At 63.9% G+C, this 12,106-nt stretch carries 18 protein-coding genes; 3 read left to right on the top strand and 15 right to left on the bottom strand.

Annotated features, from left to right (window positions below; translation table 11 throughout):
* Window positions 1–30: 30 nt before the first annotated feature.
* On the top strand, window positions 31–792 hold the full coding sequence (locus N6L26_RS02280) for a YgfZ/GcvT domain-containing protein (RefSeq protein ID WP_263606434.1): 762 nt from the start codon (window positions 31–33) through the stop codon (window positions 790–792).
* Here the strand turns inward: N6L26_RS02280 and N6L26_RS02275 are convergent.
* Complete coding sequence (locus tag N6L26_RS02275) at window positions 755–1,354, bottom strand: TetR family transcriptional regulator (RefSeq protein ID WP_263606433.1); 600 nt, start codon at window positions 1,352–1,354, stop codon at window positions 755–757. The two genes, N6L26_RS02280 and N6L26_RS02275, sit on opposite strands and share 38 nt — an antisense overlap.
* 117 nt (window positions 1,355–1,471) lie before the next feature.
* Between N6L26_RS02275 and N6L26_RS02270 the strand changes: the two genes are divergently transcribed.
* Window positions 1,472–2,350, top strand: coding sequence for a metal-dependent hydrolase (locus N6L26_RS02270; protein ID WP_263606432.1), 879 nt, complete (start codon window positions 1,472–1,474; stop codon window positions 2,348–2,350).
* Window positions 2,351–2,421: 71 nt separating this feature from the next.
* On the opposite strand, the gene N6L26_RS02265 is transcribed toward N6L26_RS02270, so the two are convergent.
* The 3 genes from N6L26_RS02265 to rplU form a co-directional block, all read right to left on the bottom strand.
* Window positions 2,422–2,961: a GNAT family N-acetyltransferase gene (locus N6L26_RS02265; RefSeq protein WP_263606431.1), complete on the bottom strand. Its 540-nt coding sequence runs from the start codon at window positions 2,959–2,961 to the stop codon at window positions 2,422–2,424.
* A 207-nt stretch (window positions 2,962–3,168) separates the two neighbouring features.
* On the bottom strand, window positions 3,169–3,438 hold the full coding sequence (gene rpmA, locus N6L26_RS02260) for a 50S ribosomal protein L27 (RefSeq protein ID WP_253517293.1): 270 nt from the start codon (window positions 3,436–3,438) through the stop codon (window positions 3,169–3,171).
* Window positions 3,439–3,450: 12 nt separating this feature from the next.
* Window positions 3,451–3,909: a 50S ribosomal protein L21 gene (gene rplU, locus N6L26_RS02255; RefSeq protein WP_263606429.1), complete on the bottom strand. Its 459-nt coding sequence runs from the start codon at window positions 3,907–3,909 to the stop codon at window positions 3,451–3,453.
* A 188-nt stretch (window positions 3,910–4,097) separates the two neighbouring features.
* Here rplU and N6L26_RS02250 point away from each other — a divergent pair, with 188 nt between their 5' ends.
* Window positions 4,098–4,616 carry a hypothetical protein gene (locus N6L26_RS02250; RefSeq protein WP_263606428.1) on the top strand — a complete coding sequence of 173 codons (519 nt, stop codon included), beginning with the start codon at window positions 4,098–4,100 and terminating at the stop codon, window positions 4,614–4,616.
* 64 nt (window positions 4,617–4,680) lie between these two features.
* Here N6L26_RS02250 and N6L26_RS02245 read toward each other — a convergent pair whose 3' ends face one another.
* The 11 genes from N6L26_RS02245 to N6L26_RS02195 form a co-directional block, all read right to left on the bottom strand.
* Window positions 4,681–5,103 (bottom strand): hypothetical protein, encoded by a 423-nt coding sequence (locus tag N6L26_RS02245; RefSeq protein WP_263606427.1) that lies wholly within the window; start codon window positions 5,101–5,103, stop codon window positions 4,681–4,683.
* 74 nt (window positions 5,104–5,177) lie between these two features.
* Window positions 5,178–5,645 (bottom strand): molybdenum cofactor biosynthesis protein MoaE, encoded by a 468-nt coding sequence (locus N6L26_RS02240; protein ID WP_263606426.1) that lies wholly within the window; start codon window positions 5,643–5,645, stop codon window positions 5,178–5,180.
* A complete protein-coding gene (locus N6L26_RS02235; protein WP_263606425.1) occupies window positions 5,638–5,880 on the bottom strand; it encodes a MoaD/ThiS family protein in 243 nt (80 codons plus the stop codon). The genes N6L26_RS02240 and N6L26_RS02235 overlap by 8 nt, the downstream gene beginning before the upstream one ends.
* Before the next feature lie 3 nt (window positions 5,881–5,883).
* Window positions 5,884–6,183 carry a Rossmann fold domain-containing protein gene (locus N6L26_RS02230; protein ID WP_263606424.1) on the bottom strand — a complete coding sequence of 100 codons (300 nt, stop codon included), beginning with the start codon at window positions 6,181–6,183 and terminating at the stop codon, window positions 5,884–5,886.
* A complete protein-coding gene (locus N6L26_RS02225) occupies window positions 6,180–6,554 on the bottom strand; it encodes a dihydroneopterin aldolase (protein ID WP_263606423.1) in 375 nt (124 codons plus the stop codon). The genes N6L26_RS02230 and N6L26_RS02225 overlap by 4 nt, the downstream gene beginning before the upstream one ends.
* A 10-nt stretch (window positions 6,555–6,564) precedes the next feature.
* Window positions 6,565–7,455, bottom strand: coding sequence for an RsmD family RNA methyltransferase (locus tag N6L26_RS02220; protein ID WP_263606422.1), 891 nt, complete (start codon window positions 7,453–7,455; stop codon window positions 6,565–6,567).
* On the bottom strand, window positions 7,455–8,846 hold the full coding sequence (gene thrC / locus N6L26_RS02215) for a threonine synthase (protein ID WP_263606421.1): 1,392 nt from the start codon (window positions 8,844–8,846) through the stop codon (window positions 7,455–7,457). Before thrC ends, N6L26_RS02220 begins: the two co-directional genes overlap by 1 nt.
* Window positions 8,847–8,896: 50 nt before the next feature.
* Complete coding sequence (locus tag N6L26_RS02210) at window positions 8,897–9,439, bottom strand: SURF1 family protein (protein ID WP_263606420.1); 543 nt, start codon at window positions 9,437–9,439, stop codon at window positions 8,897–8,899.
* A gap of 160 nt (window positions 9,440–9,599) precedes the next feature.
* Window positions 9,600–10,421, bottom strand: a complete 822-nt coding sequence (locus N6L26_RS02205; RefSeq protein WP_263606419.1) for a cytochrome c oxidase subunit 3 — start codon at window positions 10,419–10,421, stop codon at window positions 9,600–9,602.
* A gap of 66 nt (window positions 10,422–10,487) precedes the next feature.
* Window positions 10,488–11,060 (bottom strand): cytochrome c oxidase assembly protein, encoded by a 573-nt coding sequence (locus N6L26_RS02200; RefSeq protein WP_263606418.1) that lies wholly within the window; start codon window positions 11,058–11,060, stop codon window positions 10,488–10,490.
* 124 nt (window positions 11,061–11,184) lie between these two features.
* Window positions 11,185–12,102, bottom strand: a complete 918-nt coding sequence (locus N6L26_RS02195) for a heme o synthase (protein WP_263606417.1) — start codon at window positions 12,100–12,102, stop codon at window positions 11,185–11,187.
* Window positions 12,103–12,106: the final 4 nt, after the last annotated feature.

The following is a 12,106-nucleotide window of genomic DNA, read 5'->3' as shown; positions in this document are numbered from 1 at the left end:
CTATGGCGGCGAGCGGCCTATCTGTCACCCATGACTGCTACCCGCCTGTTCGACCGCGCCGTGATCCGCCTGGTCACCGAAGACCCCGAAGAAGACGTTGCCGCCTTCCTCCAGGGACTCGTTACCAATGACGTTGCGGGCACGCTCCCCGCCTATGCGGGACTACTGACGCCGCAGGGCAAGATGCTGTTCGATTTCATCGTCTGGCCGGGTGCCGAAGGCGAGTTGCTGCTCGATTGCGAGGCCGATGCCGCCGAGGATCTCGTCAAACGCCTGTCGCTCTATCGCTTGCGCCGGAAGATCGAGATCGCGGTCGATCCCGAGGTTTCGGTGCACTGGCAGCGCGAGATGGGCGATGGCGGTGCGGCCGACCCGCGGCTTGGAGCACTGGGCCAGCGCTGGCTCGCCCCCGCCAGCGAGAGCGACGAAGCAGCAGACGCGGCCTGGCAGGCGCACCGCCTCGCGCTAGGCGTTCCCGAAGGCCGCGCGGAGCTGGGCGACATCCTGTGGCTCGAGACCAATGCGGTCGAGCTCCACGGCGTCAGCTTCGACAAGGGGTGCTATGTCGGACAGGAAAACACTGCGCGGATGAACTGGCGCAGCAAGGTCAACCGGCGGCTGGTCGTGGTGCCGCTGGAGCAATCGGAAGAGAAGCGCCGCAAGGCGGAGTATCCCGACCTCGGTCTGGCGGTAGATCATCTCCGGCTGGCGGATATCAATTCCGAAATCGCACCCGACTGGATGCGCGACGCACTCAGCCCTGCGGAACCGTTGGATCCATCGAACGTGTGAGCATGCGCTCGGCCCGGTCGCGCGCAGCGGTTTCGGGTAGTCCCAGCGAACGCGACAGCGCCGTTCCGATCAGCGCATCGCCCATCGCCAGCAGGACCAGCGCGAGCGTTTCCTCATGCACCTGCAGCGGGCCCGCGCCATGCCCGGCCTCTTCGGGGGCTATTTCATCGACCAGCTGATGGATGGTCTCGACGATCGGCGTCAGCGCGTCTTCATTGCCGGTGAGGATCATCCAGCTGGCCAGCGCGCCCGCACCTTCCTTGTCGAAGGCATCGAAAGCCAGATCGACCACTTCGCGCGGACTGCCCAGTCCGGCACGGCTGGCGCGGACCGCATCGATGATCGTGTTGCAGACGGTTCCCGCCAGATGCCCGGCAAGCGCCTTCTGCAGCCCCGCAGCCGAACCGAAATGATGTAGCAGATTGGCATGCGTACGCCCGATCCGCGCCCCGACCGCCTTCAGCGTGACCGATTGCGGCCCGGTCTCGATCAACAGCAGGCGGGCCGCCTCGAGCGCGGCAAGGCGCGATTCCTCGGGGCTTAGTCTTTTGCGTGTCGCCATATACCGCCAGCGTTAACCCATCGATCCGGCTGTGGGAAGCAGCTAGGGCCCGTTATTGACAGTCCTGTAAGTAAGCCTTACTTACATCAATGTCAGTTAAATTTTGCGGAGCTACCCATGAACGCGCCCGTTTCGATCGATTCAGACTACCGTACAGCCGCGCCGACCCCGGCCGATCTTACCATCACCGTGCGCGACGAGCGCTTCAACCGTGGCACCAATCCGCGGCGCTGGTGGGCAGGTGAACCGTTCGGCACTGCGTGGCACAATGCGCTGTCCGCCACCTTCCCGCGCGGCGAGGCGTTCTTCATCGAAGCGGTCAAGGCGCATCGCGAAGGTGCCCAGCCCAAGCTCGAGGCCGAAATCCGCGCTTTCGTAAAGCAGGAGATCAATCACACGCGCGAGCATATCGCCTTCAACCGGCTCGCCGAAGATGCCGGCTACGACATCAAGGCGATCGACGCGCGGGTCGCCGAACTGCTGGCGCTGACCAAGGATCGCCCGGCTATCGCCAATCTCGCGGTGACCATGGCACTCGAGCATTACACCGCAATGATGGCGGCTGAATTTCTCGCCAACCCGGCGCATTTCAAGGATGCCGATCCCGAGGTCCGCGACATGTGGCGCTGGCACTCTGCGGAGGAAATCGAGCACAAGGGCGTCGCCTTCGACACCTGGAACCATGCGACCAAGGACTGGAAGCCGAGCAAGCGCTGGCAGGTTCGCAGCCTTGTGATGCTCAGCGTCACCGCGCGCTTCTTCAAGAACCGCTGGACCGATACGGTGGCGCTGCTCGAACAGGACGGCATCACCGGCTGGAAGGCCAAGTGGGGCCTGTTCAAATACCTCACCGTCAGCCCCGGCATCGTGCGCCGCATCTTCCCGGCATGGCTCGCCTATTTCAAACCGGGCTTCCATCCGTGGGACCATGACGACCGCGCGCTGATCAAGCTGTACGAAGGCGATTTCGAAGACGCCCTGATGCCCGCCGAATAGGCAGCGGCGCCGAACCCAACAGACCCCAAACAAAAAGGGCCCCGCGAGCGGATCGCGGGGCCTTCTTTGTGTCATGCGGCAATCGGCGCGAGCCTCTCGCATTCATCGAGGCAAAGTCGATAGAGCGCACAGGGCGTGTCCTCGCCGCGTCCCTCGCTGAACCGCGGTACCGTCCGCCCGGTGGGCATGAAACCAAGCTTGCGCAGCACACGCCCCGATGCCGGATTATCGAGGAAGTGACCTGCGGTGATCTTGCGATGGCCGAGCAGCCGGGCAACTTCGAGCACCCCGCGGGCCGCCTCGGTGGCATACCCCTTTCCCCAGAAAGGCCGTGCAATCCAGTAGCCGAGTTCCACTCCGTCCTCATGGTCGCCCAAGCCCACCGCTCCGATGACCCGCGAGCCCTTCTCGTCGGGCCGGGTCATCAGGAAAGCGGGCATTCGCGGATCGGTCTCGCGAGCGACGAATTCACGCGCATGTTCGGGAAGATAGGGCCACGGGGCGCGCGCCAGATTACGGACGATCGCTTCGTCGGCGATCCCGCCAAACAGCGCATCGGCATCTTCGGGCCAGGCAGGCCGCAGCAGCAGCCTCTCGGTTACATGGAACATCGGTTATCTCCCCTGAGGTCCACGCTCCGGGCTCCTAGGCCGGACGCGTGACAATTGCGTGATGGCGAAAGAAGGTTTCGCCGCGAAATTGAAGAGGGAGAAACGACAAGAGGGAGACGGGTCGGCCCCATCTCCCTCTTCGGTTGCCGGATCGTGGACCCGGCTGGGACCGTCCTGTCTGGACGATCCCGTTATCGGAGCGTCCTGTTATTCGGCGGCTTCGGCCATCATTTCGACCGAGACGAATTTGCGGTCGAGTTTGCCCTTGTGGAATCGCACAATACCGTCGGTAAGCGCGAACAGGGTGTGATCCTTGCCCATGCCGACATTGGCGCCCGGATAGACGCGCGTGCCGCGCTGGCGCACGATGATGTTGCCGGCGACGACGTTCTCGCTGCCGAACTTCTTCACACCGAGGCGACGACCGGCCGAATCGCGACCGTTACGCGACGAACCGCCTGCTTTCTTATGTGCCATCGTCCGTGCTCCTTACTTCTTGTCTGCGGTCTTTTTGGCGGCGGCCTTCGCAGGCGCTGCCTTCTTGGCCGGAGCCTTCTTCTCGGCGGCTTCCTTTTTCGGAGCGGCCTTCTGCTCTGCAGCGTCGTCCTGCTTGGCCGCTTCCTTCTTGGGAGCTGCCTTCTTGGCCGAACCGGTGCCGACATCGGTGATGCGCAGCAGGGTCATCTGCTGGCGATGACCGTTCTTGCGGCGATAGTTGTGACGGCGACGCTTCTTGAAGACGATCACCTTCTCGCTCTTGGCCTGCGCAATGATCTCCGCCGAAACGGTAACCTTGCCGGCATCCGAAAGCGTATCGCCTTCGCCTGCAAGCAGGATGTCGCCCAGCGTGATGGTGTCGCCGGCTTCGCCAGCCAGCTTCTCAACCGCGATCTTGTCTCCGGCGGCAACCCGGTATTGTTTGCCGCCCGTGCGCACTACTGCGAACATGGTGGTTATCTCTCGTTCAAATTGCTGTGCCGTGATCTTGCGATTGCACGGCGCACCCGTCAGGCTGTCAGAGCCAGCCCCGGAAAGAAGCGTGCCGTTAAGCGATGGGCGGCCCCAAGTCAACGCCCGGTGCGAGGAAATTTGCATCCTCGCTGGCGCGTTGCGGCCCGCGTGATATGGAGAAGGCGATGATCGACCGCAAGCATCTTGTCCTTCCGCTCACCGTGTTCCTGTTTGCAGGCTGTGCAGCCGGCTCGGGCGATGGCTACCCCTCGCTTGCCGTTCGCGATGTCGAACGGGCGGAAGGCACCTTCGAACCTGTCCCCAGCCCGCGACTCGATGTGCCGCAAGTCCCGGTCGAACTGACCGGCGGGCTCGATGCCCGCCTCTCGGCGCTGGTTGAACAGGCGCGGAGTGCACATGCCGACTTCACCGGCGCCGTTCCCTCCGCCGAACGCCGGGTTCGGGCGGCATCGGGCAGCGCCATCGGCAGCGACAGCTGGGCGGCGGCGCAGGTCGCCCTGGCGGATCTCGATTCGGCGCGCAGCATCGCTGCAATCGCGCTGGGTGACCTCGATATCCTCTATACCGCCGCGACGGTGCAGGCGGAGGATGCCAGCCCGATCACCGCGGCACGCATGTCGGTCATCGCGCTGGTGGCCGAGGAGGACGACGTTCTGGCCCGGCTGCGCGCGCAGGTCCGCTAGTCCGACACAAAAATAACGCGGAGCCGGTCGCCCGGCCCCGCGCCTCTTCCCGGTATTCGACCGTTCAGACAAGCGCAGCGATCGTGACCGTGACTATGCCCCAGCAGAAGATCAGCGCCGGGAGGATCAGTACCTGAGCCATCGCGTCACGCGCCGTCACCCGGCCCGTATGCGTGGCGATGCCCTTGCTCGACAATTGGGCCCAGCTCATATTGCGGCCGCTGTGCTCCGGCCCGATCCGCGTCCACAGTGCCGGGAGACCGAAACCTGCAACGATGAACAGCGTGAAGATCGCCATCGGGATGATCAATCCCGGCGACGCGAAGCCGACCGCAGTAATCGCCAGAAAGCCGAGATAGAGCGCGACGGTCCCCACATAGAACCCCTTGGGCAGTTCGAAGCTGCGATCCGCCTCGTGCACAACCTTGGGTGCGTCGCGGATGATGGCCTGTTCGGCGACGAGTTCACGGATCAGATGCTTGGACATGACGTGCTCCTTTGTTGGAGCCGTGATGCCGTCAGGCGATGGAGCGGTCTTTGATCTGGATTAAGAACCCGCGTTTAATTCCACCGCGCAAGATCCGCGTGATCGCGCTCGCGCGGAGTGATCCAGTGCCAGCCGTCATCGCGTTTCTCGCGTTTCCAGAACCAGGCGGCGGATTTGAGGTGGTCCATCAGATAATCGACCGCCGCGAAAGCATCCCGCCGATGCCGCGCTGCTGCGGCGACCAGTACGATCGCGTCGCCGGGCAGCATCACCCCGATCCGGTGCCAGGCGAGCACGCCGTCGAGGCCGAAGCGCGTCTGTGCCGATTGCGCCAGCTCCACCATGCCGGAATGCGTCAGCGGTTCGTAATGCGTCAGTTCGAGCGCATTCACATCGCCATCTGGCCGGACCTTGCCGAGGAAAGAAACGATCCCGCCAGCCCGCTCATGCGCGGCATTGAACGCCGCTAGCGCTTCGCCAACCGACAGCCCCTTGTCGAGCAGCCGCACGTCGAGCGGAGTAGCGAGCGTAAGCCTAGCCACCGCTTACCGGGGGCAGCAGCGCGATTTCATCGCCATCGCGCGCGTCGAGCGCGGTGTTGTCGGCCAGCACCTTGCCGCCGCACGCGACATGCACGCGCGCGTCGTCCAATTGCGTGGAGATCTCGGCACCGACCGCCGCCCGCAAACCCGCCCAATCGAGCGGAGCGGCCACCTCACGCTCGTGCGATCCAGCCAGATCGGCCAGCGGACCAAGGAAGAGGATACGCACGCCCATGGCTCAGGTCTCCAGATACTGGCCGGTGATCCCCGGCGCTCCGGCAAGATAGGTAGCGGTGGCGTCGAGCCCCTCGCCCTCACCCGCAATCATGTTGATCCGGCGCGGCGTATGCTTGCGCGCGAGCCCCGCCGCAATCGCCAGCCGCCATTCGCGGTGCGTGTGATCGGCGGCAGGTAGCGCCAACAGCACATCTTCGCCCGTCCCCAGCACATGCTCGACATGCGCCAGCCAATGCTGGTGGAACACCCCCGCCGCAGCCAGCGGGTCGTCGGGCAGCCCGTCGACCGCGATGCGTTTCATTCACGCCGCTCGCGGTGGAGCGTGATGCCGATCTTCTCGCCCGCCTCGGCGATGGCCAGCTTGACGATCTTGACCGTCACTGCGGTGATGCGCGCATCCTGCAGGAACAGCGTTTCGCAGACGTGGTCGGCGACAGCCTCGATCAGCTTGAAATGCACGCCTTCGGGCAAGGCAGCGGAAGCGGCAAATTTCAGATCCATGTAGTTCTTGGAATGGTCGAGCGAGGTATCGGGCTCGTAGCGATGCAGCGGCTTCATCCGCGCCTGGATCGTGAACCGCAGCGGCTGCGGCCGGCCGGTTTCTTCGGAATAGATGCCGGTGAGCACATCGTGCTCGAAATCGGCCACTTCGAGGATCAGCGAATCGTCCATGGGCAGCGTCCTAGCGCGGATTGGACCAGCGCGCGAAGATCGCGGTGGGGAGGAGACGGCCATCGTCCTGTTCCTGCACTGCGAGGTCGCCATGTTCGATCGTGCCCGGAAGTTCGGCAAACAGCTCTTGCAGCAGCCCCGCCAGCGCAAGGCTGCTCATGCGCACGGCATAGACGGTGAGAAACAGAAACCGGCTGTCGGCATCGAGCAGCTCGCGGCAATCCGAGACCAGATCCGGAAGCCCTTCCTCGAGCCGCCACACCTCGCCATCGGGTCCGCGCCCGAATTTCGGCGGATCGAGGATGATCCCGTCATAACGCCGTTCGCGCCGCACTTCGCGCGCGGCATATTTCATCGCGTCTTCGACCAGCCAGCGAATCGGGCGATCATCCAGCCCCGCCATCGCGGCATTTTCGCGCGCCTGGGCCACCGCCTTCTTGCTTGCGTCGACATGCGTGACGCGGCCGTAACGGCTCAGCGCCTGCGTTCCGACACCAGTATAGCCGAACAGATTCATCATCTCGGCATTGCTCGCCTCGCCAAGCTGCTGCCCCATCCATTCCCATACGGGCGCCATGTCGGGGAAGAAGCCGAGATGGCGGAACGGCGTGCATTGGGCCGTGAAGCGCGCCTCGTCACCCCACCCCAGTGTCCAGCCATCCTGCGGGACGTCTTGTGCGAACTGCCAACGTCCGCCGCCATCTTCATCGCTGCCGGGGACGAATTCGCCATGCGCGTCCCATTCGGCCAGGCGCGGAGACCACATTGCCTGCGGTTCGGGGCGGATGAAACGATAGGCGCCGTATTGCTCGAATTTGCGCCCATGGCCGCTGTCGAGCAAGCGATAGGCATCCCAGCCCTCGCCCACCATCAGCACCGGATCGCGAACCAGCTTGGCCATCAGGCCGCATGCTCCACGATATGGTCGCGGACCGCCTCATAGGTTCCGGGCAATTCGATATAGGCTTCTTCGCGCGCGAACAGGTCGCCGACCCGCGCCGGCAGCGCGGGCCGGTTGCCGGTGGCGCGTTCGACCGCGTCGGGAAACTTCGCGGGATGCGCAGTCGCAAGCGTCACCACGGGAGTATCGCCGGCCAGATCAGCGTGGCGCGCAGCATGGAGACCGATCGCGGTATGCGGGTCGACGATCTCGGTGCATTCCTCGCTCGCCCAACGCATCGCGCGCGCCATGTCGTCCTCGTCGGCACGCATGCTGGTGAACAGCGCCGCGGCGCCTTCGCGCTGCGCATTGGTCAGACGCATCGCCCGTGCTTTTTCGAACGCGCGCATCTGTTCGGCCATGGCTCCCCCGTCGCGCCCACCGACATCGAACAGCAGGCGTTCGAAATTGGAACTGACCTGGATATCCATGCTGGGTGCAGCGGTCGGGGTCACGGTGCCGGTCGAATAATCGCCCGCACTCAGAGCGCGGTGGAGGATGTCGTTGACGTTGGTGGCTACCAGCAACTTCTCGATCGGCAGCCCCATCCGCGCTGCGACATGGCCCGCGAAGACATCGCCGAAATTGCCCGTCGGGACACTGAAGGCGGGTTTGCGTTCGGGCCCGCCCAATTGCAGCGAAGCGGCGAAATAATAGACCACCTGCGCCATCAGCCGCGCCCAGTTGATCGAATTGACCGCGCCGATCCGGTGCTTGTTGGTGACGTCCTTGTCGGCGAAGATTCGCTTCACCATCGCCTGCGCATCGTCGAAGCTGCCGTCGATGGCAATATTGTGGACGTTCGGTGCCCGCACGGTGGTCATCTGGCGGCGCTGGACATCGCTGACGCGCCCCTTGGGATGGAGCATGAATATCTCGACCCGGTCGAGCCCGGCGACTGCGTCGATCGCCGCGCTGCCCGTGTCGCCGCTGGTCGCGCCGACGATAGTCAATGTGCCGCCGTCGCGCGCTAGGAATTCCTCGAACAGCAGGCCGAGCAATTGCAGCGCCACATCCTTGAACGCCAGGGTCGGCCCGTGGAACAGTTCGAGCAGCCATTGCCGTTCGTCGAGCTGGGTCAGCGGCGTGACCGCGGCATGCGCGAAGCGGCCATAGGCCTTGGCGGTAAGCTCGCGCAGCCGCTCGGGCGTCAGGCAGTCGCCAACGAAGGGCTGCATGATCCGCGCGGCGAGTTCGGCATAGGGCAGGCCGCGCATCGCCGCAATTTCGTCATGCGTGAATTGCGGCCATTCGGCGGGGACATAGAGCCCGCCGTCGCTGGCCAGGCCGGCGAGCGTGACGCCGGCGAAATCGAGCGACGGAGCGCTGCCGCGGGTGGAAACGTATTTCATTGTGATCGGCGGTTAGCGGGGCATGCGAAGGCGAGCAAGCAAGCGGCTCTTTAATCGTCCCTAGCCCGCGTGGCGCGGCGCCGTAACGCGAGGACGTAGATGATCAGCGCCGTGAGCGCGAAAAAGAACCACTGCCCGGCATAAGCGAGATGATTGTTGGGCAGATCGCGCGGATCGGGCGGCGCGAGCGGTGCAAGTCCGGCAACGCCGTCTGCCGCGACAATCCGACCGCCCGGGGCGATTATTCCGCTTACCTCACCCCCGGCCCATTCGACCGGTGCCGGATTCCGCGAAAACCCGAGATCGATCCGGACCCGTTCGCCCCCCGCCAAGGTGCACGCCGCACGGTGGGCGACACCCTTTTCGCCGCGCCGGCTCGTCCCCGCGACGGTGGTGATGTTCGTGACTTCAGCGCAGGTCACGTCGGTATGGCGATACAACAGCTCTTCGGCGCCTGCCGGATCGCGCGGATAGGCAACCGGCTCAACAATCGACAACGACCGTTCGGCACGGGCGATCAGCGCCGCTTTCTCGTCCATCCGGCCAAGCTGCCAGAAGCCGAGCGCGATCATGGTCGCGATGGCTACAGCCACGACTATGGTGGGCAGTATCGGAACGCGTTTCAAAGCTTCTGCTCTCTCGCGATAGAGTTAGCGCCAGCGATGCCGCCGGATGCGCTGACGCATAAACCGAGAAGGGCAGCCGCGGCGATGCCGGGCTGCCCTTCTTGTGTTTCAGGCCTGTCGGCGGGCATCAGTGGACGGCTGCGCCCCAGCCACCCCAGACATAGACGGTGATGAACAGGAACAGCCACACCACGTCGACGAAGTGCCAATACCAAGCTGCCGCTTCGAAACCGAAATGCTGGCGCGGGGTGAAGTGGCCGAGATAGGTACGACGCAGGCAGACGATCAGGAAGATCGTGCCGACCAGCACGTGGAAGCCGTGGAAGCCGGTCGCCATGTAGAAGGCCGAGCTATAGGTGTTGCCACCGAAGGCGAACGGCGCGTGCGCATATTCATACGCCTGGATGGCGGTGAAGATCGCACCAAGGATGATGGTCAGCCACAGGCCCTTCTTGAGCCCGTCGCGGTCGCCATGGATCAGCGAGTGGTGCGCCCAGGTCACCGTGGTACCCGAACACAGCAGGATCAGCGTGTTGAGCAGCGGCAGGCTGAACGGGTCGATGACCGCTTCGATCGCCGTGGGCGGGAAGACCCCGCCGACCACATCGGACAGTTCGCTCGGGAACAGCGCAAAATCGAACCAGCTCCAGAACCAGCCGACGAAGAACATCACTTCCGACGCGATGAACAGGATCATCCCGTAGCGCATGTGCAGCTGGACGATCGGCGTGTGGTCGCCGCGCTCGGCTTCCTTCACGATGTTCGAGAACCACGCGTAGAACGTCGCGATGAGGCCAGCGATGCCGAGACCGAGCACGAGGTGCGCGCTCCCCATTTCGTGCATGAACAGGACCATGCCGCTGGTGAAGGTCAACGCCGAGAGCGAGCCGATCAGCGGCCAGATATCGGGTTCGAGGATGTGATATTCGTGATTGACGTTACCGGCCATTGTACTCGCGTCCTGGGTTTCGCTTTGCGGGTGCCCTTAATGCGCCATCGCGCGCGGGTCTAGGGGCTACTCGGCAGAATCCAGCGCCCGGTGGAAAGTATAGGAGAGCGTGATCTGCTCCACCCCGTCCATATTGGGATCGTCGAGCGCCTTGGGATCGATATAATAGAGCACCGGCATACGCACTTCCTGCCCCGGCTGGAGCACCTGCTCGGTAAAACAGAAGCACTGGATCTTGTTGAAATAGGCGCCGGCCTGCTCGGGCTCGACATTGAAGGTCGCGGTGCCCGTGATGGTCTGGTTCGAATTGTTCTTGGCGAGATAAATCGCCATGTCGCGCTGGCCGATGGTGACGGTATCGGTCACCTGCTCGGGGCGGAAGCTCCACGGAACGTCGCCCGCAGTGGTGCCGTCGAAGCGCACCGAAATCGTCTTGCCGCCAGCACTCGCGCCAAGCCGCTCGGCGATATCCGCCTCGCTTTCGGTGGCGCGCTGGGTCGTACCGCCGAAACCGGTTACCTGGCAGAAGAGCTGGTACAGCGGCACTGCGGCATAGCCCAGACCGAGCATTGCCAGAGCGCCGCCTAGAGCCAGCAGAGCGGTCCGGTTCTTGCGGGTTTCGAGAGTTACAGCGGTCATAGTGCGGCTCACATCCGGGCGATGGTAATCACGTAGAACAGCACGGCAAAGAACAGCAGGATGCCGCCCAGCACGAGGTTGCGGCTTTTCTGCCGCCGTTTGAATTCGATTTCTTCTTCGGGGGTCATGCGATCCATCCCTGATAAGCCAGCACCCGGTCCGCCACCAGCGCGGCAAACAGGGCGAAAAGGTAGATGATGCTGAAAGCGAACAGGCGCTTTTCGGGCTTCATCGTGTCGTTGGCTCCAGTTTGCCGGAAAGCGACCGGAACCGAAAGCGCAAGGAAAGCAAGCGATAGCGCAAGCGAAGCAACACCGTAGACGAAGCCGGTCCCACCGATGAACCACGGCGCGGCGGCGATCGGTACGAGCAGCACGGCATAGATGAGGATCTGGCGGCGGGTCGAGGTTTCGCCCTTGACCACCGGCATCATCGGAATGCCGACATTGGCGTAATCGGTCTTTACGAACAGCGCGAGCGCCCAGAAATGCGGCGGTGTCCACATGAAGATGATTGCGAACAGCAGCACCGGCATCAGCGTGATCTCGCCGGTCACCGCGACCCATCCGATCAGCGGCGGAAAAGCCCCCGCCCCGCCGCCGATGACGATATTCTGCGGCGTGCGCGGCTTGAGCCAGATGGTATAGATAACCGCGTAATAGAAGATCGACAGCGCGAGGATCGCGGCCGAGAGCCAATTTACCGCGAGGCCCATGATCATCACCGAAGCGGCCGAGATCAGTACGCCGAAATCGCGCGCATCGGTGCGGTTCATCCGCCCTGCGGGAAGCGGGCGTGCGGCCGTACGCTTCATGCCTGCATCGATATCGGCTTCCCACCACTGGTTAAGCGCCGCCGCCCCGCCCGCGCCCAGTGCGATGCACAGGATGGCAGTGAAACCGAGGACGGGATTGATGTGGCCCGGCGCGGCGAGAAGGCCGCACAGGCCGGTGAAGATCACCAGGCTCATCACGCGAGGCTTGGTCAGCGCAAAGAAATCGCGCCATTCCGCGGGGAGCTGTGTGGGAACTGTCTGGGTCATGGAA

It is taken from the genome of Qipengyuania sp. SS22 (genome assembly GCF_025736935.1).
In the GTDB taxonomy this organism is placed as follows: Bacteria; Pseudomonadota; Alphaproteobacteria; order Sphingomonadales; family Sphingomonadaceae; genus Qipengyuania.
Note: the sequence above shows the minus strand (reverse complement) of the source record. Positions and strands in the feature narration are given on the sequence as shown.